Source organism: Tateyamaria sp. LSS28, assembly GCF_059611725.1.
The window spans coordinates 292,384-313,355 of sequence record NZ_JCAPFI010000006.1; the positions used below are offsets into that span (position 1 = coordinate 292,384).

Genomic DNA, 20,972 nt, shown 5'->3' on the forward strand with positions numbered 1-20,972 from the left:
CTTTTCCCGATCTATCAGATCACTGCTTTTTCGATGATCGGACGGCCCGCGACAATCCTGTCATATCTGAATGGAGAGAGATCAAGACTGCGGAACGCCCCATAAGTCACCCATTCGGCGGTGCCACGCCCCATCGCCGGTGATTGTTGCAGTCCGTGGCCGGAAAAACCGTTCAGGAAGATGAAGTTTTCGACCTCACTGTGTGGACCGACGATAGCGTTATGGTCAAATGTGTTCATAGAATAGTGGCCTGCCCATTCACTGGTCACCTTGATTGCCTCGAACTGCGGGATGCGCGTGGCAAGGATTGGCCAGACATGGCTTTCCCAGATGCTGTGATCCATTGCGAAATCGTCATAATCGACTGCCGGATCAACGTCCGAGTGTCCACCCGCCTGGTAAGTGCCGCCCCCGTTTTCACGAACATGAACTCCGGATGGATCGATTGTCAGTGGTAAATCGCGCTCAAGCGGTTGTTCGGCTTTGAACACCCACGAATAACGTTTGCGTGGTTCCACCGGCACATCGATCCCCGCCATACGTGCTGTGCGCGCAGCACGCGGGCCTGACGCGTTGACAACTTGGCCGCAAGAAATGACCTCTCCGCAGGCCAGCGTGACACTTTCCACACGTGTACCTGCAGCGTTGCGTGCCATCGCCACAACTTCGTTTTCAACGTATTCAACACCGCGCTCTCGACTTTGCCTCCGCCACCAGTCAAAGACAGCAGCACCATCCCAATACCCTTCATCCACCGTGTTGATGGACCCCAACACGATATCATCGACATTGTAGAACGGATAAGCCGCCTTGATTTGATCCGGTGTCATCAATTGCGTTGCGGCACCAGCCGTGCGCTGTACTTCGATATTTTCACGCAGCGTGTCGGCAAACCCCACGGTATCGGCCAAGTACATGTAGCCAAAGCTGCGGATTCCCAACTCGGGCACCCGGTCATCACCCCCCATGTATTGGCGAATATTCTTTACGAAATCAGCAGCGAACTGGCTGATATGAACATTCAGTTCGCTGGAAAACTGCTGCCGCATGCAACTGTTTGTGTGAGCGGTCGAGCATGCGGAATATGTCGAATCCCGTTCAACCACGAGAACGCTACCGTCGAAGTCAGCGTTGTCTGTCAGGAACCAAGCCGTTGATGCGCCCATTATAGCGCCTCCGACGATCACCACATCGTATGTGCTGTATTCCGGTGCATTTGCCATCTGGCCTATTTCCGTCTTTTCAGTTTACCGGCGGTGACTGTGCGGCGGAATTGAATAGCGCACCAGACCTTTGTTTGACGGTTGCACATTTTTTGATCGCCTCGCCCAACTATTGGGATGGCGCCTTGATGTGCTGCGACATCGCGCTGCGTCTGAGCGCGCAGTCAATGGATCAAAGCTGTGACTTGACCCACCACAGTTCAGTGACCAAGACCATGAAGATAGCCGTCATTGAATCTGACCCCGACCGCGGACGCGATATCATCGACGCGCTGATGGAGGGCGGCTGGACTGATGTGGTTGTGTTGGGCGATGTCACAGGGCTTGCCCGCAAACTGGCAGCCCTCGACCCGGACCTTGTCTTGATCGATCTGGCCAACCCCAGCAGGGATGCATTGGAGCAGGTCAGCGTCGCATCCGAAGCACAAAGTCGTCCCGTGGCAATGTTTGTCGATCGCTCTGACGATGAGATGACCCAAGCGGCGGTGGCCGCCGGACTGTCGGCTTATGTCGTGGGCGAATTGCAGCCCGAACGTATCAAGCCCGTTTTGCAAACGGCCATTGCCCGGTTCCAGATGATGAGCCAGATGCGCAACGAGCTTGAAGCCGCCAAGCAGGCGCTGGCAGACCGTAAGACCGTTGATCGCGCCAAGGGCATGATCATGCGCGCTCGCGGTGTGAGCGAGGAAGAGGCCTATGCCCTTCTACGTAAGACCGCGATGTCGCAGAACCGCAAGGTGATCGACGTGGCCCAGGCCCTGTTGACGGCATCGGATCTTTTGACATGAGCGTTTCACGCCTCAATCTGGGGTACGTGCCTTTGGTCGACAGTGCGCCGCTGATTGTCGCTCAAGAGCTCAACTTTGCGGCGGATGAAGGCCTGTCGCTCAACCTTCTGCGCCAACCCTCTTGGGCCGCGTTGCGCGACCTGCTGGCTCTCGGTCATCTTGACGCCGCGCATATGCTGGCCCCAATGCCGACCGCTATGTCGCTTGGCTTGAGCGGACCGATCGCGCGGATCGACGCACTGATGGTGTTATCCGTCAACGGCACTGTCATCGGAGTGTCGAACGCAATGGCGGCGGCCATGCGAGACCGCGGATGGCCCGGTGGCTTTGGAACGCCGTATGACACCGTGATCCCGCTTTTGAAGGCGCTTGATGGTCCGTTGCGGGTCGGGGTGCCGTTCCCCTACTCGATGCATCGACTGCTATTCGAGTACTGGATTGCGCACACCGGCGCATTGCAATCAGCAGACATCAGGATCATCACAACACCGCCCCCCTTGATGGCCAACGCCGTGGCCATAGGCGAGATCGACGTATTTTGTGTTGGCGAACCGTGGGGATCGGTCGCCGTAGCGGACAATGTGGGCGAACTGATCATGCCCGGCGCCGCGATATGGGCGCATGCCCCGGAAAAGGTACTGGCCGCCCGACACGAATGGATAGAAGAGAACACGCCTGCCGTGGGCGCGTTGATGCGCGCGGTGGCGCGCGCAGCTGCATGGCTGGACACGCCCAAAAACCGTCCCCTCGCCATCGAAATCCTGGCCCGCAGTGCACATCTGGACCTTCCACATGCCGCGTTGGATCATGCGTTGATGGGCCGGTTCGCGACGCAGTTTGGTGCGGCGCCAGTGGATGTACCGGGCTTTCTGCGCTTTCATGACCGCGCGGCAAATTTCCCCTGGCGCAGCCAAGCTGCATGGATCGGGGCAGAGATCGCCCGCCTCACCGGTATTGATCGCAAGCACGCCATTGCAGTGGCGCAAGGCACGATGCGGCCAGACTGCTATCGTCAGCACCTTGGTCCAATTGGCGTCGATATGCCCGGCGCATCCGCCAAGATCGAAGGCGCCCTGACCCATCCAATGGCTGTTGCATCGACACGGGGCGAGATGATTCTGGGGCCGGATGCTTTTTTTGATGGCGAAACTTTTGATTTCACCCTGTCTGAGTGACCAATTTTTGAGCAGTTGCTGCATTGCAGCGAATTTCATCAGAATAACGGAGTTTCTTGTTGGATACTGAACAAGGCGGTCGCTAGGTTCATACCAACGAAGCAAAGAAGCTTCCCTCTGCTCCCAGCGATGGGGGCTCACTGAAGAGCAAAGCCGCTCGTTCTGCCTGCGTACACCTCCTCCCGTGCGCATTGTGGAACGGGCGGCTTTTTTTATAAAAAAAAGGACCGACAGGATGACCCGTCTCTCTACATTTGCAGGTGCCATGGCTGCCCTGCTTGGCACGGCGGCCCACGCCGAGCTGCTGGATCTGGAAAAGGATGAATTGAAGTTCGGCTTCATCAAGCTGACCGACATGGCACCGCTCGCCATCGCCTACGAGAATGGCTACTTCGAGGACGAAGGCCTGTTCGTCACACTGGAGGCTCAAGCGAACTGGAAAGTGCTGCTGGACGGCGTGATCGACGGGCAACTGGACGGCGCGCACATGCTGGCCGGCCAGCCGCTGGCCGCTACCATCGGCTACGGCACCGAGGCGCATATCATCACGCCCTTTTCCATGGACCTGAACGGCAACGGCATCACAGTGTCCAACGAAATCTGGGAAGAGATGAAGCCCCACGTGCCGCTGATGGACGATGGTCGCCCGCAACATCCGATCAGCGCCGAAGCGCTCGCGCCGGTCGTCGAGGACTATAAAGACCAAGGCCTGCCCTTCAACATGGGCATGGTATTCCCCGTCTCGACCCACAACTATGAAATCCGCTACTGGCTGGCCGCCGGCGGTCTGGAACCCGGCTATTACAGCCCGGACAACATCACCGGCCAGATCGGCGCGGACGTGCTATTAAGCGTGACTCCACCCCCACAGATGCCAGCAACGATGGAAGCAGGCACCATATATGGCTACGCCGTGGGTGAGCCGTGGAACCAGCAGGCCGTGTTCAAAGGCATAGGTGTACCGGTCATCACTGACTATGACATGTGGAAAAACAACCCGGAAAAGGTCTTTGGCATCACCAACGAGTTCGCCGAAGAGTACCCCAACACGACCAAGGCCATCACCAAGGCGCTGATCCGTGCCGCCATCTGGCTGGACGAGAATGACAACGCCAACCGCGAGGAAGCGGTCGAGATCCTGAGCCGCTCGGAATATGTGGGCGCGGATTACGATGTGATCGCCAACTCGATGACCGGTTTCTTTGAATTCGAGAAGGGCGACCGCCGTCCGGCCCCCGACTTCAACGTGTTCTTCCGCTACAACGCGACCTACCCGTTCTACTCGGATGCGATCTGGTACCTGACCCAGATGCGCCGCTGGGGTCAGATTTCCGAAGCGAAGTCCGACCAGTGGTACTTCGACATGGCCGCCAAGGTCTATAAGCCCGAGATTTACCTCGAAGCAGCCCGTCTGCTGGTGGACGAAGGGCTGGCGGATGAGGCCGACTTCCCCTGGGACAGCGACGGCTTCAAGGCGCCGACGCCTGCCGCCGACATCATCGACAGTATCGCCTATGACGGGAAGGCACCGAACGCCTATATCGACAGCCTGCCTATCGGTCTGAAGGGTGACCAGAAGGTCGTCGGCAACGCGGTCGAAGGTTGAAAGCCATGAGGGGGTGGGCAGCATTGCCCACCCGACGCTGCCCCGCAGCAAATTGGCCCCAACGGCGGGGCGTCTGCTCAAAATTCAGGCACGCTGCTGTGCCGCAAGAGCCCCCAACACCCCGGTGTCACCCCACGTGCACCCCCCCGTACACCCCCTATGCACCGCCGCAGTGCAGCATAGCCCGCCACACACAAGATATGGGGTTTTGACCGCCCCGCCCGATCCCGCCGAGGAGGCCCTGACATGACCGCCATCGACCCATCCGATCTGGACGCCACAGCGCGCGAAGAGCGCAAACAGCGGACCTTTACCCGCATCAATGCTGCCGACAAATGGTTTCAGGTTCTGGGCCTGGCCTGGCTGACTCCGGTGCTAAAGGCCGCCGCGGGTGACAACCCCAAAGCGCAGGGGCGCGAAATCTGGCGTCTGCTGGGTGTGCCGCTATTGGCGATTGGTCTGTTTCTGGCCGCGTGGGCGTCGCTGGCACCGACAGTGCAAACATCGCTGGGCGCCATCCCCGGACCGGCACAGGTCTGGGAGCAGGTTGGCAAACTGCACCAAGACGCACAGCGCGAGAAGGAAAAGGAAGCCGCGTTTTACGTCCGTCAGGACGAGCGCAACGCCAAGCTAATCGCGGACGGACAAGCCGACCGCGTGAAAGAGCGGGTCTATACCGGCAAGCCGACCTATTACGACCAAATCTGGACGTCGATCCTGACCGTGTTCTTTGGCTTTCTGATCGCATCCGCCGTGGCCATCCCGCTGGGCATCGCCGCTGGTCTGAGCCCGACAGTGAATGCAGCCATCAACCCGCTGATCCAGATCTTCAAACCGGTGTCACCGCTGGCGTGGTTGCCCATTGTGACCATGATCGTGTCGGCCACCTATGCTTCGGACGGCTGGTTCGCCAAATCATTCCTGACCTCGGCCATCACCGTGACCCTCTGTTCGCTGTGGCCCACTCTGATCAACACCGCCCTTGGCGTGGCCAGCATCGACAAGGATCTGGTGAGTGTGTCCAAGGTTCTGAAAATGAACACCTGGACCAAGATCACCAAGCTGGTCCTGCCCTCGGCCCTGCCGCTGATCTTTACAGGTCTGCGTTTGTCGCTCGGTGTGGGTTGGATGGTGCTGATTGCGGCCGAGATGCTGGCGCAGAACCCCGGTCTGGGCAAGTTCGTGTGGGATGAGTTCCAGAACGGGTCCTCTCAATCGCTGGCCAAGATCATGGTGGCCGTGTTCACAATCGGCATCATCGGCTTCCTGCTGGACCGCCTGATGTACGCCATCCAGTCCATGTTCACCTTCACGAACAACCGGTGATCGACATGAGCATGATCGAGTTCAAAAACGTATCAAAACACTTTGAGGCGGGCACCGAGCGGACGGAGGTTCTGAAGAACATCTCCTTGTCCGTGGAAGAGGGGGAATTTCTGGTTCTCCTTGGCTTCTCGGGCACCGGCAAGACGACCCTGATCAACCTGATGGCTGGATTGGATAAGCCTTCCTCTGGAGAGGTGACGTTCAAGGGGACACCTATCACCGGACCGGGTCCGGAACGCGGTGTGATCTTTCAGAGCTATTCGCTGATGCCTTGGCTGACGGTGAATGGGAATGTGGGTCTGGCCGTGGACACCATCTTTCCCAATCTGTCCAAAGCGGAGCGGGCCGAGAAGGTGGACCACTATGTGAAGATGGTGGGTTTGGGTCACGCGACCACGCGCCGTCCGGCGGAGTTATCCGGCGGCATGCGTCAGCGGGTGAACGTGGCCCGCGCGCTGGCCATGAACCCCGAGGTGTTGTTGCTGGATGAGCCTTTGTCCGCCTTGGACGCGTTGACCCGCGCCAATCTGGCCGACGAGATCGAGCATATCTGGGAAGCCGACAAGAAGACCTGTGTGCTGATCACCAATGATGTGGATGAGGCGATCATTCTGGCCGACCGGATCATTGCGCTGAACCCGGATGGGACGTTGGGTAACGAGTTCTCTGTTTCCATTCCACGCCCGCGCGACCGGATGGAGATGAACCATAACGAGCAGTTCAAGCGGTTGCGTGCGGATGTAACCAAATACCTGATGGATGTGGGGATCGAGGCGAAGGTCGAGGGCACCAAGTCCTTGCCGGATGTGACGCCCATCCATGGTGTGCCATCTGCTGTCGCCGACGCGCAGAAGGGTATGATCGAGAACCGTTTCCTCGACTTCAGCCAGTTGCACAAGGTGTATCCGACGCCCAAGGGGCCGCTGACGGTCGTCGAGGATTTTGACCTGAAGATCAACAAGGGCGAGTTTATCTCGCTGATTGGGCATTCGGGATGCGGGAAATCTACGGTCCTGACGATGGCAGCGGGGCTGAACGAGATATCCAAGGGAGCCATCAAGCTGGATGGTCGCCATGTGGAGGGCGCGGACCCTGAACGCGCCGTGGTGTTCCAGTCGCCCAACCTGTTTCCATGGTTGAGTGCAAAGGAGAACGTGGCGATCGGGGTGGACAAGGTCTACCCGCGCGCCTCGCGCGAGGAACGGCAGGATGTGATCGAGTACTACCTGGAGCGTGTGGGTCTGGCCGATGCGATGGACAAGCAAGCGGCGTCCTTGTCGAACGGGATGAAACAGCGGGTGGGGATCGCGCGGGCCTTTGCATTGTCTCCGAAGCTGCTGCTGCTGGATGAACCGTTCGGGATGCTGGACAGCCTGACACGGTGGGAGTTGCAGGAAGTGCTGATGGAGGTGTGGTCGCGCACGAAGGTGACCGCCATCTGTGTGACCCACGATGTGGACGAGGCGATTTTGCTGGCGGATCGCGTTGTGATGATGACCAACGGGCCGCAGGCAACCATCGGCAAGATCGTGGATGTGGATCTGCCCCGCCCGCGCACCCGCAAGGCGCTGCTCGAACACCCCGATTACTACAATTACCGGCAGGACGTGCTCGATTTCCTTGAGGAATACGAACATGGCGCCAAGCCCAAATCAAAACCCACAGCGATCGCGGCGGAGTAAGTCAAATGCACCTCGATTCATCCCTGCCGCGCCCGGCACCGCCGGGCAGCGCCCGACCCTCCCCACGGGAGAGGGCTATTGCCCCCACCCAGGGCCGGGGCCTTCCCTCTGATGCGCAAAGCGGAGCAGATACATGACCCAAGACATCATCGTCATAGGTGCTGGCATGGCCTCGGGCCGCGCGCTGGAACACCTGTTTGACGCGGGCGCGGACGTGAACGTCACTTTGTTCAACGCCGAGCCGCGCGGGAACTACAACCGTATCATGCTGTCGCCTGTTCTAGCGGGCGACAAGACGTACGAGGAGATCGTGACGCACGATGCCGATTGGTACGAGGCCAATGGGGTGACCTGCCGCTTTTGCGAACGGGTGGCCTCGGTGGACCGTGCGGCCAAGACCGTGACGGCCGAGAACGGCGACGTGCTGCCTTATGACAAGCTGATTTTCGGCACCGGATCGAACCCGTTCATCATTCCCCTGCCCGGCCATGATTTGGACGGTGTGATTGCGTATCGCGATCTCGAAGACACCGAGTTGATGATGTCGATGGGGCCGCAAAACAAAGTGGTTGTCATCGGTGGCGGCCTGTTGGGTCTGGAGGCCGCAGCAGGAATGGCCGCGCGCGGTGTGGACGTGACCGTTGTGCACATCATGGGCCACCTGATGGAGCGTCAACTTGACGAGGCGGCAGGCTACCTGCTGCGCAAAGCGTTGGTGGACAAGGGTATTGCGGTGCTGTGCCAAGCCAACTCCAAGGAGATCCTTGGGGACGACGGCAAGGTCCGCGCGCTGCTGCTCGATGATGGCACCGAACTGCCCTGTGATTTGCTCGTGATGGCGGTTGGGATCCGGCCCAACGTGGCTCTGGCGCAGGACGCTGGATTGGCCGTGGGCAAGGGTATTCATGTGGACGACCAGATGGTGACGTCGGATGAAGACATCCTCGCCGTTGGGGAATGTGTCGAACACAACGGCGCGATCTTTGGTCTTGTTGCCCCTCTATACGATCAGGCAAAGGTGGCCGCTCAGACGATCCTTGGGGAAGACGCAGCATTTGTTCAAAAGGAGCTGAGCACGAAGCTGAAGGTCACCGGGTGTGATCTGTTCTCTGCCGGGGATTTTGCAGATGGCGAGGGACGCGAGGACATTGTGTTCCGAGACCCCGGGCGCGGCGTCTACCGAAGGCTTGTCATCGAAGACAATGTGGTTGTCGGCACCGTCATGTATGGCGACGCCGCCGACAGCAATTGGTTCTTTGGCCTGATCCGCGACAAGACCGACATCGCGGACATGCGCGACACGGTGATCTTTGGACCGGCGTACCAAGGGGGTGCCCCCGTGGACCCTTTAGCAGCCGTTGCAGCCTTACCGCGTGATGCGGAAATCTGTGGCTGCAACGGCATTTGCAAAGGCACTATCGTAGACGCCATCGAGGGCGGCGCGACCGATCTGACCGCGGTACGCGCGGTGACGAAGGCGTCGGGGTCCTGCGGGACCTGCACCGGGTTGGTCGAACAGGTTTTGGCGGTGACATTGGGCGACGATTTCGTATTGCCCGGTGCGCAACCGATCTGTGGCTGCACCGACATGACGCATGAAGATGTGCGGCGCATGATCAAATCCCAGGAACTCAAGTCCATGGCCGCCGTCTGGCAGGAATGCGCGTGGAAGACGGTGGATGGCTGCCACGTGTGCCGCCCTGCCCTGAACTACTACCTGATTGCGGATTGGCCTCTGGAGTATCTGGACGACCCACAAAGTCGTTTCATCAACGAACGTAAGCACGCGAACATCCAGAAGGATGGGACATTTTCAGTGGTGCCGCGCATGTGGGGTGGGATCACCACGCCGGATGAGCTGCGCGCGATTGCCAATGCCGCCGACAAATACGACGTGCCGACCGTGAAAGTAACGGGCGGGCAGCGCATCGACCTGCTGGGCGTGAAGGGTGAGGATTTGCCAAGCATCTGGGCCGATCTGAACGACGCTGGGATGGTGTCGGGACATGCCTATTCCAAAGGGCTGCGCACGGTCAAAACGTGCGTGGGCACCGATCACTGCCGCTTCGGGACGCAGGATTCGACCGGCCTTGGCATCAAACTGGAGAAGGCGCTGTGGGGGTCGTGGACCCCGCACAAGCTGAAACTGGGTGTGTCGGGCTGCCCGCGCAACTGTGCGGAAGCGACCTGCAAGGACATCGGGGTTGTCTGTGTCGACAGCGGCTTTCAGATAGGCATCGGCGGGGCAGCAGGCATGGATGTGCGCGAGGTTGAGCGGCTGATCGATGTCGAGACCGAAGAGGAAACCATCATCGCGATCAAGGCGATGACGCAGCTGTACCGCGAGAACGCCAAGTACCTCGACCGCATCTACAAATGGATGAACAAGGTGGGGCTTGATTGGATACGCGAGCGTATTGCGGATCCGGCGGAGCGCGCCACTTTGGCCGCACGTTTTGATCTGTCCCAGACCGTTTACCAGAAAGACCCATGGGCAGAGCACGCGCAGAAAAAGGCAGCGATTTATCGGCCTGTTGCAAACCTGAGCCTGGAGGCAGCGGAATGACCGACTGGATTGACATTGCATCTCTCGATGACATTCCGCAGCGTGGTGCCCGCGTGGTCAAGACGCGGGCAGGCTGTGTGGCTGTATTTCGCACAGCAGCGGACGAGGTCTTTGCTCTCGACAACGCATGTCCGCACAAGCAAGGGCCGCTGGCCGAGGGGATCGTGCATGGCAGTGCCGTGACCTGCCCGCTGCACAACTGGGTGATCTCGCTTGAGACCGGGTTGGTGCAGGGCAATGATGAAGGGCAGGTTGCGAACTATCCAGCACGGGTCGAGGGCGGGCGCATCCTGTTGGACACAACGTTCCTGCAAGCCCGGTCAGCGGCATGAGCACCTGCACCACCTGCCCTTATTGTGGCGTAGGGTGCGGGATCATTGCATCGCCAGATGGCAGCATCAAGGGCGATCCGACGCATCCCGCAAACCTCGGGCGGCTGTGTTCCAAAGGCTCGGCCCTGGGAGAGACAATTGATCTTGAGGGACGTTTGCTGACGCCCATGGTCGATGGGGTCGAGACGGATTGGGATGAGGCGACCGCCCTGGTTGCGCGAAAGTTCTCGGAGACCATTCGGGATCATGGTCGGGACTCGGTCGCGTTTTATGTGTCGGGTCAATTGCTGACCGAGGACTACTACGTCGCCAACAAGCTGATGAAAGGGTTCATCGGCTCCGCGAATATCGACACGAATTCACGGCTGTGCATGGCGTCATCGGTGGCGGGCCACAAACGTGCCTTTGGTGCGGATACGGTTCCGGGGACCTATGAAGATCTGGAAGAGGCCAACCTGATCGTGCTGGTGGGCTCGAACCTGGCGTGGTGTCATCCGGTCCTGCATCAGCGCATTGCCGCCGCGAAAGAAGCGCGGCCCGAAATGCGGATCGTCAATGTTGATCCTAGGCGCACGGCGACCTCTCAACTGGCGGATCTGCATCTGAGCATTGCGCCTGATGGCGATGTGGCCCTGTTCAATGGGCTCTTGGCGCATCTGAACGCGACAGGCCGCGTGAACAGGGCTTATGTGAATGCCCATGTGACCGGGTTCGACATTGCGGTTGAGGCCGCGCGCGCAACCGACCCCGCAGCCAGCGGGCTGTCGGCGGATGATCTGGCTGTGTTCTATTCCATGTGGGCAAGCACCGGGAAAGTTGTGACCGTCTATTCCCAAGGGGTGAACCAATCGGCCTGCGGCACCGACAAGGTCAACGCTATCCTAAACTGCCATCTGGCCACGGGCCGCATTGGCCGTCCGGGCATGGGCCCGTTTTCGGTCACCGGTCAGCCCAATGCCATGGGTGGGCGCGAGGTTGGTGGTCTGGCCAATATGCTGGCCAACCATCTGGACATCGAAAACGCAGATCATCGGGATGCGGTACAAGGGTTCTGGGCCAGTCCCACCATGTGCACTGCACCGGGGTTGAAAGCCGTGGATCTGTTCCAGGCCTGTGCCGATGGGCGCATCAAGGCCCTGTGGGTGATGTCGACCAACCCCGCCGTAAGCCTGCCCGATGCTCAAGGCGTGGCCGACGCCATTGCCAACGTGCCCTTTACCGTTGTGTCTGACATCATGGCCCGCACAGATACGGGCGATCTGGCCGACGTATTGCTGCCCGCCGCTGCATGGGGTGAAAAAAGCGGAACCGTCACCAACTCGGAACGCCGCATTTCGCGTCAGCGCCCGTTCCTGCCCATGCCGGGACAGGCGCGACCCGATTGGCAAATCATCAGCGAGGTGGCACGGGCAATGGGATGGGAGAAAGCGTTTGATTATACCTCCCCTGCAGCGGTGTTTCGGGAACATGCGCAGTTGTCGGCCGCGATGAGACCCTTTGGACGCGACTTTGACATCAGCGGCCTCGCCAGCCTGACCGACACCGAATACAACGCGCTTGAACCCGTTCAGTGGCCCGTGCCGGAGACTGGGAAGGGGCAACGCCGTTTCTTTGCCGATGGTGGTTTCTTCCACGCGGACGGCAAAGCGCGCATGCTGCCCCTGACCGCTCCGAACGCACTTGAGGACGGCACGTTCCACCTGAACACGGGGCGCAATCGCGATCAGTGGCACACGATGACACGCACGGGCAAATCGCCCCGGCTAGGCGCACATCTGGCGGAACCCTATGTCGAGATTCACCCGGAAGATGCCACAAAGGTGGGTCTGGGCACTGCCGAGCTGTGCGTTCTCAGCGATGGGCGCAACACGACCGTCCTACGCACCCTGCCCACGGACCGCGTTGCACGTGGTACTCTCTTTGCTCCGATGCACTGGACGCGGCAAGTGTCGGCCAGCGGGCCGGTGAACGCCGTTGTTCAGGCCGGCACCGATCCAGTATCCGGCCAACCCGCCCTGAAGTTCGGCCGCGTGAGCGCGCAGCGCTTTGCCGCCCGCTGGTACGGGTTTGCCACCTCTGCGACAGAGATGCATCTGCACGGCGACTATTGCGCAATTGCTCGGACCGAGACGGGATGGCAGGCCGAGCTGGCAGGCCTGACAGATATCGAAGACCCGCAAGCCATGCTGTCGCAGCTTGTCGGACCACTTGCCGGGTCCATCAGTGTGGTGAGTGACGGCGCCACCGGGATGCAGCGTGTAGCGCATCACGCGGATGGACGCTTGACCGCCCTGCTGTTCCTTGCGCCTGACCCCGTACAACTGTCGCGCCCCCACGCTGTCGCAGCCATCGGGCAGAACAGCCCCGCCGGGGCTGCCTTGGCCGGACGCGCAGCGGGTGCCCAAGCGGATCCCGGCCCCACCGTCTGTGCCTGCATGAGCGTCGGTTTGAATGATCTGAAACGCGCCATCGCTGATGGTGCGGCAAGTGTCGACGCGCTGGGGCAATGCACCGGCGCAGGTACGAACTGCGGCGCTTGCAAGCCCGAGCTTGCGGCCTTGCTGCCTGCCCACCCCACCGCCGTTGCGGCGGAATAGGAGGATTGCGATGAAAACCTTCCCCATGTTCCTGACCATGACGGACCGACGGGTGGTCATCCTTGGCGGCGGTGAGCAGGCCACCCAGAAATGCCGCCTGATGCTTAAGACCGAAGCCGCGATTGAAGTCTTCGCCCATGCTTTGGATGTCGAATTGCAATCGCTGGCCGATGCCGGGCGGATCACTCATCGAACGGGCCCCATCACGGCGGACGCGCTGCGCGGAGCGCCGCTGATTTTTGTCGGCACAGGCTGCCCGGGCATCGACGCGGCGCTGCACGCCATTGCGACGGACGCAGGCGGGCTGGTGAACGTGGTGGACCAACCCGATCTGTGCGACGCGATCACACCCGCCATTGTGGACCGGGACCCCGTGGTGGTTGCCATCGGAACTGAGGGTACGGCACCGGTGCTGGCGCGACAGATCAAGACAGCACTTGAACGTATGCTGGACCCGCGTTTGGGCGACCTGGCTGCACTAGCGGGACGTTTACGCGACTTTGCGGCCCAGCGGCTTGCCCCCCGGCAGCGACGCGATCTGTGGCGCTGGGTGTTCAACGGTCCGTTGCGGGCCCAGCATGCGCGTGAGGGGGATGCGCCTGTTGCCCGCGCGATCAAGGACGTCATTCGCACCGGCAAAGTGCCCGCCGCCGCCCCTGCCCCGGTCGCGCTGGTTGGCGCAGGACCAGGCGCAAGTGATCTGATCACCCTGCGCGGCGTGCAGCGGTTGCAAGAGGCGGACATCATCTTTTACGACCGCCTGGTCGATCCGGGTGTGCTGGAATTGGCCCGCCGCGATGCCGAACGTGTGTTCGTAGGCAAGGAACCCGGTTGCCACGCCTGGCCACAGGACAAGATCAACGCGGTCATCGTCGCCGCTGCCAAGCGCGGTCAGCGCGTTGTGCGTCTGAAATGCGGTGATCCGGGTGTGTTTGCCCGCGGCGCAGAAGAGGCAGACGCGTTGCGCGCGGCGGGACTTGAATACGAAGTCGTGCCGGGCGTGACTGCAGCCAGCGGGGCGGCTGCCACCGTCGGGGGCTTCCTGACCGAGCGGGGCAAGAGCGACACGCTGGTTCTGACCACAGGCCGCTGTGCGGATGGCAACGGTACGCCGGACTGGGTCACGCATCTGACCCAGCGCAGCAATGTCGCCGTCTACATGGGGGTGGCAGCGGCCCCCAAAATCGCTGACTGCCTCGCGCGCGCTGATCTGCTGGATCAGGTACAGGTGACAGCCGTCAGCAACGCCCAGCGCGCGGATCAAAAAGTCTTGCGCTGTGGCGGTCAGGATATGGTGTCCAAACTGGCAATCGCAGGCATCGAAAGCCCAGCAATACTGTTCCTGTCACGGCCCGACGCGGGCGAAACAGAGGTGCACGTGCCGACGCCCCGGCTAGTGGCCGTGTGACCGCGCCTTGGTCCGGCGTCATCGCCGGTTCCAAAGCGCCGGTTCATCTGCCTTGGGCGCGCTGAGGTTCTGTTGCCAACGCGACACGTGCGTTTCGGCGGGAACTTAGGGCACGGATCAGCGTTTTGGCTTCGACGGGCGGTTCCTGCTCAATTCTGCAATAGTTCGTCCCGTCCTTGTCTCGGGTTAACAAGCCGCATGAGATCATTGTCCGTCGCAATGTCGCCGGGTCCCTGAAAAGATGTTCGTCTGCCAGATGCGTGCTCACCTCGCGCTCGTCCAATGCCTGATTGGCTGGCATCGTGGCCCACATCGCCCAAAGTGCGAGGGTTTGCGTGGCGCGTTTGGATGGCCATCGAAGGAGCCGTCCGAGCGCATCGAATTGATGCAGCGCACGTTCAACCGCACGCGCGTCTACTGTGGCGGGTTCGGTCTGATTATCCAACCGCTTTGCCGCCGCGGACACCGCGCGCAAATGCTGAACGTTCTGAAACCCGGCAGACCGGGCGACCATGTTCATCAGGGTCAAATGTTTGGGACTTGTGTCCCCCAGTTGTCCGGACAGCGCGCGTGTGAAAGCTGTCATATCGTCCACGCGCAATGGGACAGGTGTTTTGGTCATGATGCATCCAAGTCGGGCGTTTTGCTCACTCGTCGGTCGCTGGCTTGACGAAAGACGCCCTACTTCATGCGTTTTCGTTTTGGTTCGCTGGCAGGTTTAGCACTCTGGTAAGAGCAGCGACGCCTCGGTGTCTGCCGACCGTGCCTGACGGGTATCAAACGCGGGGTGTTTTGCCAAGTTGCGGATGTCCGTATCTCTTGTTTTGTCCGGCCCGACCGATCCGGACGCATCTCTTGTCCCAATCACTCAAATGGCATGTAGCGGGCCGATGCGTCCGTCCAATTTCCGACTTCGACAAGGATTGACACCATGTCCCTATTTGACCCTGACGCCCTGAACTCCGGCCCTGCAGAAGCCTTGGAGGAATTTGCAAACAGCAACGAAGCGCCTGCGGTGCTACTTGAAATCGTGCGCGACGGCTTGTCCGTTCGTAATGCGACCGGAACGACTGAGCGTTTTGGTGACCAGGCCGCCAGCACTGACAATACATTTGAGGTCGGGTCACAGACCAAAATGATGACATCAGTGATCGTGCAACAACTGGTCGGCGAAGGCGTCATCGATTTCGACGCGCCTTTGGCAGAGCAGATGAACATCGCTGGCCTAGAAGACATCCCCAACATTGGTGAGGTGACAGTGCGCGAAGTGCTGGCAAATCGGTCCGGCATCCCAGATTTCGACACGATCCCCGGTCAGGGTGAGTTGCCGGCTTTCATCGAACAACTGTTGGCCAATCCAACTCAACCCTTTGGGCCCGACGACATGTTGGCGCTTGTTGCAGAGCAACCGGCTGACTTTGCGCCGGGCGAAGCCTACGCATATTCAAATACAAACTATCTGCTTTTGCAAAAGCTGATCGAACAAAAGACTGGTGATAGTTTTGCAGAAGTGGTGTCCGACCGTATTTTCTCTGTTGCTGGCATGGATGACAGCTCAATGAGATCCGAAGGCCAAACAGACGGCATGCTGCGGTCCTATGCGGAGCTTTTCCCTGACAATATCATGGATGTCACAGATGCACCCATAGATTTTGGTGCGGCTGGCGGTGCTGTATCAACCACTTCAGACATGATCCGTTTCATGGACGCGTTACTGGTCTCTCGTACGCTGCTGCCACCCGATCAACTGGAAGAGATGCTGGACTTCCGTGCACCGGATGGCACCCCAAGTCTGGATGGAGAAAGCCTTGGTCTGTCGTCGGGCATCGCGTATGGGCAACAGTTCATTGGGTTCGCGGGCGGTACCCTGGGGACAAACACAGCGACTTTCCTGCATGTCGAATCCGGTACAATCTTCTCGCTAGCGGCGACGCTTTCCGAAGTCGAACCAACCGTTCTTTTGCTTCAGGCGTTTTCCGCAATCTACAACGATCATTCATGGGCCAGTTTTGATCCGTCGGATGAAAGCTTTACCATCGCCGGTACAGCGGCCGAGATTTCGCTGACAGAGGATGAAGATGCGCCGGGCGGACCAGAAACTGTTTTGGAACTGGGCAACGCCAGCCTGACCTTTGAAGGCCGACTGGGTGATCTGGATACGGGTCGCTTCACCTTTTCGGACGGCTCGACCCTGTCGATCGGCACCGATGGTCGGGATTTCATTGACGTTCTTCGCCAAACACCAGATGCAGCCCACAGCGACAACCAACTGATTGGCGGCGCCGGCAATGATCATCTGCGTGGTGGCTATGGCGACGACAAAATTGACGGGGGTCACGGCCGCGATTTCATCCAAGGGCGCGATGGTGATGACAACATTTCCGGCGGCGATGGCAACGATTTTCTGCGCGGCGATCATGGCGATGACAAAATCGACGGGGGTGACGGACGCGATCATGTCTGTGGCGGTCACGGCGACGATACGCTGTCCGGCGGAGATGGTAATGACATGATCCGTGGTGGCGAGGGTGACGACATTCTGAACGGTGGTGACGGACGTGATTTGATGTGGGGCGGCGAAGGAGCAGACACCTTTGTCTTCCAGGACAATTCCGGTCAGGATCGCGTCTTTGGCTTCAACGCCGATGAGGACCTTTTGGATTTCTCACAAACCGGACTCAGCTTCGAAGATCTGCAAATCGACAGCTATGGATCACACACGCGCGTCAGCTATGGCGACAACGAGGTTGCCATCTTCTCAACCTCTTGCGAGCCCTTGACGGAAGACAGTTTTATCTTCTGAACACACCAAGGAAAAAGCGGGGGCACGCAAGTCATGTGTGCCCCCCTCTTCGTGGATGGCGAACACCTCATGGACCCCACTCAGTTGAATTTTGACATTGAAAGTATGCGGCTCGCTGCGGGGATTGGTTTACTCGTCCTGTCAGCGTTTTGCGGACACCTTCTCTTGCTGCAAGATGGTCATCGGCACGTGCGCGTGCCACTTGCCCTGTTCTTTTGGGCCAATGCGATTGAGTTGCTGGCGCTGCCAGTCAGTATTCTCAGCCTTGGGAGCACCCTGCCCCTTCTCAACCTCGCACTTGAATTGGCGGAAGTGCCGTTGACGATGGCAAAGCCCTTTTTGCTCTGGCTTTATGTGCATCGGCTGACCTGTGATCCGACCCAACACTCTGAACAACCGCGCTGGCGATGGCATGCCATGCCTATCGTGTTCGCCTGCATCGTCTATCTGTATGTTCTGGTCCTGCCCGCCGAACTAAAGGCCAGCCTGTATCCAGACGCGCCCGACCACGTTGTCTGGCAAACCATTGCCTTTGCTGGACTGTATGCTGCGACGGCCTTGTTCTATGTACTGGTACCGATCTACGCGATATTGATCATGCTGCGGTTGCGGCAATACCGAACCCGCCTGAAGGATTTGTTTGCCAGCACGGAAGGCAGGGAGATGGCCTGGGCCCGGTGGTTGGCGGCTGCAGTCATCGTTTTCTGGTGCTTTAACCTGATCCCGATTGTCGCCTCTTTGGCTGAGTTCTCATTTCCCGGGGCGGCGGTGTTTGACTCACTTGTTGCCATGATCATCGTGCAGTACGCGCTCATATGGAGCATTGCGCTTTGGGGCACGCGGCAGCGGCCGGGCATCACTCCGTCACCCAAACCGGATACGCCTGTGCCCGAGGAAACAGAGCCGCAACGAAAATACGGCAAAAGCGGGCTGAGCGAGATGCGTCTGGACAGGATCGCAAACAAGATCGACACGTTGATGTCCGAACAGAAGCTCTATCTCGAACCTGATCTATCGCTGTGGGATCTGGCCGGGCGGATTGGCGTCACAACTCACTATGCCTCGCAAGCCCTGAACGAAAAAATCGGGATACGCTTCTTTGACTACATCAACGGTTGGCGAATTCGAGATGCGGCAGAGCGGCTGCGTACCACCCATGCGACCATTCTGGTCATCGCCTATGACGTCGGCTTCAACTCGCGATCCTCTTTCTACACGGCGTTCAAGCGCGAGCTTGGGGTGACCCCGTCGCAGTATCGCGCGCGCATAGAAACACACGAAGTGAGACAACCTTAAAAACCCATCGGTCTGACAAACAAGAGGCCGCTCTGAACCGAGCGGCCTCTCAAACACATCTCCGATGGTTTAGTGCGCGAACTTCTTAATCTCGCCTGACTTCAGACGATCACTGTAAGAGTTCAGCTCTGCCCGCACCACTTTCATCAGGAAGTAGAGGCAGAAGATATTGACCACAGCCATCGCAAAGATCGCCGCATCCGAGAAGTCGATGACTGGCCCAAGACTTGCCGCCGCTCCGATGACGATGAAGATGCAGAAGATGATCTTGAACACAAGTTCCGTCGTTTTGCCTTCGCCAAACAGATAGGTCCATGCCTTCAGCCCGTAGTAGGACCACGATATCATCGTCGAGAAGGCAAACAGGATCACTGCAATCGCAAGGACAAACGGGAACCAGCCGATCGCGGACCCGAACGCCGCCGACGTCAACGCCACACCGGAATTGCCGTCTACTGTCGCAATTGCACTGCCCGCTTCATTCAGCATGTAGTTGCCTGTTGCCTGATCAACGATCAGTTGTTGCGAGATGATGATAACCAGGGCCGTCATCGTGCAGATCACAACCGTGTCGATCAATGGCTCAAGCAAGGACACGAACCCCTCGGTAATCGGCTCTTTGGTTTTCACCGCCGAGTGCGCAATCGCTGCAGAGCCCACGCCCGCCTCGTTCGAGAAGGCCGCGCGTTTGAAGCCTTGGATCAGCGCACCGACAAGTCCGCCTGCCACGCCAAGCCCGGTGAACGCGCCGACAAATATCTGGCTGATGGCCCAGCCGATCATGTCATAGTTGACGATCAGAACGATCAGCGCCGCGCCGACATACATGATGCCCATGAACGGCACGACCTTCTCGGTCACTTTCGCGATGGACTTGATCCCACCTACGATCACCGCAAAGACAACGGCTGCAAAGATGACGCCTGTGATCCAGCCCGGATAATCGCCGGTGATCACAGTGATCTGCACATGTGCTTGGTTGGCCTGGAACATGTTCCCGCCGCCAAGGGCCCCAAGGATACAGAACACCGAAAACAGCACGGCGAGGATCTTGCCACCCGGCAGGCCCAGCTCATCAAATCCTTTGGATATGTAGTACATCGGGCCGCCGGACACGGTGCCATCCGGGTATTCATTGCGGTATTTCACACCCAAGGTGCATTCGGTGAACTTGGACGCCATGCCCAAGAGACCTGCAAGGATCATCCAGAATGTCGCCCCTGGCCCACCGATCCCAACGGCAACGGCAACGCCTGCGATATTCCCAAGACCAACTGTCCCTGAAAGTGCAGTTGCAAGCGCCTGAAAGTGGCTGACTTCGCCCGCGTCATCCGGGTCGGAATAATCGCCTTTGACCAAGCCGATAGCGTGTCCGAAAAACCGAAACTGCACTGCGGCAAAGTAGATCGTGAACACGGTTGCACCAATGACGAGCCACATCACGATCCATGGAAAGGACGTGCCGGGGATCGGGGCAAAGATGAAATTCACGAAGGGGCCCGTGAAATTGGCGAAGGCTTCGTTCACACGCGCATCCAGCGACGGTGCCGCATCCTGCGCCTGCGCAGGTATGGTGACAGCAACAAGCGCCGACAGCGCGAGGAGTATCGAATAAATCTTTTTCATTTTCTGCAATCCTTATGCGACGACAGTGACAGGAACGCGGGCGTTCATGACAAGATTTGCGGTCGAGCTGCCGAAGATGCGCGATGTCAATCCACCGGCACTGCTGCGGGCGACGATGATCTGGCTCGCACCCTCTTTGTGGGCAATGTCGTCTATGGTGTCAGCCACATCCCCGTGCCGTACAATTGCCCGTGCCGACAATCCGGCCTCAGTCAACGACGCCACCGCCGGATTAACGACCCTTTCTGTTGCAACGGCAATCTCTTCCTCGCGCCGTTTGTGCCGTTCTGCGTTTTCCTCTGCGGTCTGGAAAGAAAACGGCGACCATTCGATCACGTAGACAATGATCAACTCGCAAGCAGTCGTTTTGGCTGCCAAATCCTTGGCAAAGTCGAGGGCTTTGTCCCCCGAGCTTTGCCCGTCTAGGCCGATAACTAACTTCATGAGGCTGTCCCTATTTTGTAAGTTCTTATGATCTATTCACGAGAGTGGCGTGGCACCTCCGTATGCCTGCATTATTCTGCTGCTCTGACGGTAGGCTATG

At 59.2% G+C, this 20,972-nt stretch carries 15 protein-coding genes; 11 read left to right on the forward strand and 4 right to left on the reverse strand.

Features of this window, described 5'->3' with window-relative positions:
- Window positions 1-14 precede the first annotated feature (14 nt).
- Window positions 15-1,223: an NAD(P)/FAD-dependent oxidoreductase gene (locus AC53L6_RS19285; RefSeq protein ID WP_496908999.1), complete on the reverse strand. Its 1,209-nt coding sequence runs from the start codon at window positions 1,221-1,223 to the stop codon at window positions 15-17.
- A 203-nt stretch (window positions 1,224-1,426) separates the two neighbouring features.
- Between AC53L6_RS19285 and AC53L6_RS19290 the strand changes: the two genes are divergently transcribed.
- The 9 genes from AC53L6_RS19290 (at window position 1,427) to cysG (ending at window position 14,703) form a co-directional block, all read left to right on the forward strand.
- Window positions 1,427-2,011, forward strand: a complete 585-nt coding sequence (locus AC53L6_RS19290; RefSeq protein ID WP_496909088.1) for an ANTAR domain-containing response regulator — start codon at window positions 1,427-1,429, stop codon at window positions 2,009-2,011.
- Entirely contained in the window at window positions 2,008-3,186 is a 1,179-nt protein-coding gene (locus tag AC53L6_RS19295) for a CmpA/NrtA family ABC transporter substrate-binding protein (protein ID WP_496909000.1), read from the forward strand. Before AC53L6_RS19290 ends, AC53L6_RS19295 begins: the two co-directional genes overlap by 4 nt.
- Before the next feature lie 235 nt (window positions 3,187-3,421).
- Window positions 3,422-4,792, forward strand: a complete 1,371-nt coding sequence (locus tag AC53L6_RS19300) for a CmpA/NrtA family ABC transporter substrate-binding protein (protein WP_299204693.1) — start codon at window positions 3,422-3,424, stop codon at window positions 4,790-4,792.
- Window positions 4,793-5,038: 246 nt separating this feature from the next.
- Window positions 5,039-6,118, forward strand: coding sequence for an ABC transporter permease (locus tag AC53L6_RS19305; RefSeq protein ID WP_299604629.1), 1,080 nt, complete (start codon window positions 5,039-5,041; stop codon window positions 6,116-6,118).
- 5 nt (window positions 6,119-6,123) lie between these two features.
- Window positions 6,124-7,800, forward strand: coding sequence for an ABC transporter ATP-binding protein (locus AC53L6_RS19310; RefSeq protein ID WP_496909001.1), 1,677 nt, complete (start codon window positions 6,124-6,126; stop codon window positions 7,798-7,800).
- 133 nt (window positions 7,801-7,933) lie between these two features.
- Window positions 7,934-10,366, forward strand: a complete 2,433-nt coding sequence (nirB, locus tag AC53L6_RS19315) for a nitrite reductase large subunit NirB (protein ID WP_496909002.1) — start codon at window positions 7,934-7,936, stop codon at window positions 10,364-10,366.
- Window positions 10,363-10,698 carry a nitrite reductase small subunit NirD gene (nirD, locus tag AC53L6_RS19320; RefSeq protein ID WP_496909003.1) on the forward strand — a complete coding sequence of 112 codons (336 nt, stop codon included), beginning with the start codon at window positions 10,363-10,365 and terminating at the stop codon, window positions 10,696-10,698. The genes nirB and nirD overlap by 4 nt, the downstream gene beginning before the upstream one ends.
- A complete protein-coding gene (locus AC53L6_RS19325) occupies window positions 10,695-13,295 on the forward strand; it encodes a molybdopterin-dependent oxidoreductase (RefSeq protein WP_496909004.1) in 2,601 nt (866 codons plus the stop codon). The genes nirD and AC53L6_RS19325 overlap by 4 nt, the downstream gene beginning before the upstream one ends.
- 10 nt (window positions 13,296-13,305) lie before the next feature.
- Window positions 13,306-14,703 (forward strand): siroheme synthase CysG, encoded by a 1,398-nt coding sequence (gene cysG / locus AC53L6_RS19330; RefSeq protein WP_496909005.1) that lies wholly within the window; start codon window positions 13,306-13,308, stop codon window positions 14,701-14,703.
- 43 nt (window positions 14,704-14,746) lie between these two features.
- Here the strand turns inward: cysG and AC53L6_RS19335 are convergent, their stop codons facing one another.
- Complete coding sequence (locus tag AC53L6_RS19335) at window positions 14,747-15,325, reverse strand: DUF2087 domain-containing protein (protein ID WP_496909006.1); 579 nt, start codon at window positions 15,323-15,325, stop codon at window positions 14,747-14,749.
- A gap of 309 nt (window positions 15,326-15,634) precedes the next feature.
- On the opposite strand from AC53L6_RS19335, the gene AC53L6_RS19340 reads away from it, so the two are divergent.
- Both AC53L6_RS19340 and AC53L6_RS19345 read left to right on the forward strand, forming a co-directional pair.
- The gene (locus tag AC53L6_RS19340; RefSeq protein WP_496909007.1) at window positions 15,635-17,506 is read left to right on the forward strand and encodes a serine hydrolase; all 1,872 of its coding nucleotides are present in this window, start codon (window positions 15,635-15,637) and stop codon (window positions 17,504-17,506) included.
- A gap of 33 nt (window positions 17,507-17,539) precedes the next feature.
- Entirely contained in the window at window positions 17,540-18,802 is a 1,263-nt protein-coding gene (locus tag AC53L6_RS19345) for a helix-turn-helix transcriptional regulator (protein WP_496909008.1), read from the forward strand.
- Window positions 18,803-18,871: 69 nt separating this feature from the next.
- Here the strand turns inward: AC53L6_RS19345 and AC53L6_RS19350 are convergent, their stop codons facing one another.
- Window positions 18,872-20,428 (reverse strand): alanine/glycine:cation symporter family protein, encoded by a 1,557-nt coding sequence (locus AC53L6_RS19350; protein WP_299204663.1) that lies wholly within the window; start codon window positions 20,426-20,428, stop codon window positions 18,872-18,874.
- 12 nt (window positions 20,429-20,440) lie between these two features.
- Window positions 20,441-20,872, reverse strand: a complete 432-nt coding sequence (locus tag AC53L6_RS19355; RefSeq protein ID WP_299204660.1) for a universal stress protein — start codon at window positions 20,870-20,872, stop codon at window positions 20,441-20,443.
- Between the last annotated feature and the right edge of the window lie 100 nt (window positions 20,873-20,972).

What these genes read in the sequence shown, in the direction of transcription:
- AC53L6_RS19285 (WP_496908999.1), bottom strand. Translation starts at nt 1,223, where the DNA reads ATGGCAAATGCACCGGAATACAGCACATACGATGTGGTGATCGTCGGA.
- AC53L6_RS19295 (WP_496909000.1), top strand. Translation starts at nt 2,008, where the DNA reads ATGAGCGTTTCACGCCTCAATCTGGGGTACGTGCCTTTGGTCGACAGT.
- AC53L6_RS19300 (WP_299204693.1), top strand. Translation starts at nt 3,422, where the DNA reads ATGACCCGTCTCTCTACATTTGCAGGTGCCATGGCTGCCCTGCTTGGC.
- AC53L6_RS19305 (WP_299604629.1), top strand. Translation starts at nt 5,039, where the DNA reads ATGACCGCCATCGACCCATCCGATCTGGACGCCACAGCGCGCGAAGAG.
- AC53L6_RS19310 (WP_496909001.1), top strand. Translation starts at nt 6,124, where the DNA reads ATGAGCATGATCGAGTTCAAAAACGTATCAAAACACTTTGAGGCGGGC.
- nirB (WP_496909002.1), top strand. Translation starts at nt 7,934, where the DNA reads ATGACCCAAGACATCATCGTCATAGGTGCTGGCATGGCCTCGGGCCGC.
- nirD (WP_496909003.1), top strand. Translation starts at nt 10,363, where the DNA reads ATGACCGACTGGATTGACATTGCATCTCTCGATGACATTCCGCAGCGT.
- AC53L6_RS19325 (WP_496909004.1), top strand. Translation starts at nt 10,695, where the DNA reads ATGAGCACCTGCACCACCTGCCCTTATTGTGGCGTAGGGTGCGGGATC.
- cysG (WP_496909005.1), top strand. Translation starts at nt 13,306, where the DNA reads ATGAAAACCTTCCCCATGTTCCTGACCATGACGGACCGACGGGTGGTC.
- AC53L6_RS19335 (WP_496909006.1), bottom strand. Translation starts at nt 15,325, where the DNA reads ATGACCAAAACACCTGTCCCATTGCGCGTGGACGATATGACAGCTTTC.
- AC53L6_RS19340 (WP_496909007.1), top strand. Translation starts at nt 15,635, where the DNA reads ATGTCCCTATTTGACCCTGACGCCCTGAACTCCGGCCCTGCAGAAGCC.
- AC53L6_RS19345 (WP_496909008.1), top strand. Translation starts at nt 17,540, where the DNA reads ATGTGTGCCCCCCTCTTCGTGGATGGCGAACACCTCATGGACCCCACT.
- AC53L6_RS19350 (WP_299204663.1), bottom strand. Translation starts at nt 20,428, where the DNA reads ATGAAAAAGATTTATTCGATACTCCTCGCGCTGTCGGCGCTTGTTGCT.
- AC53L6_RS19355 (WP_299204660.1), bottom strand. Translation starts at nt 20,872, where the DNA reads ATGAAGTTAGTTATCGGCCTAGACGGGCAAAGCTCGGGGGACAAAGCC.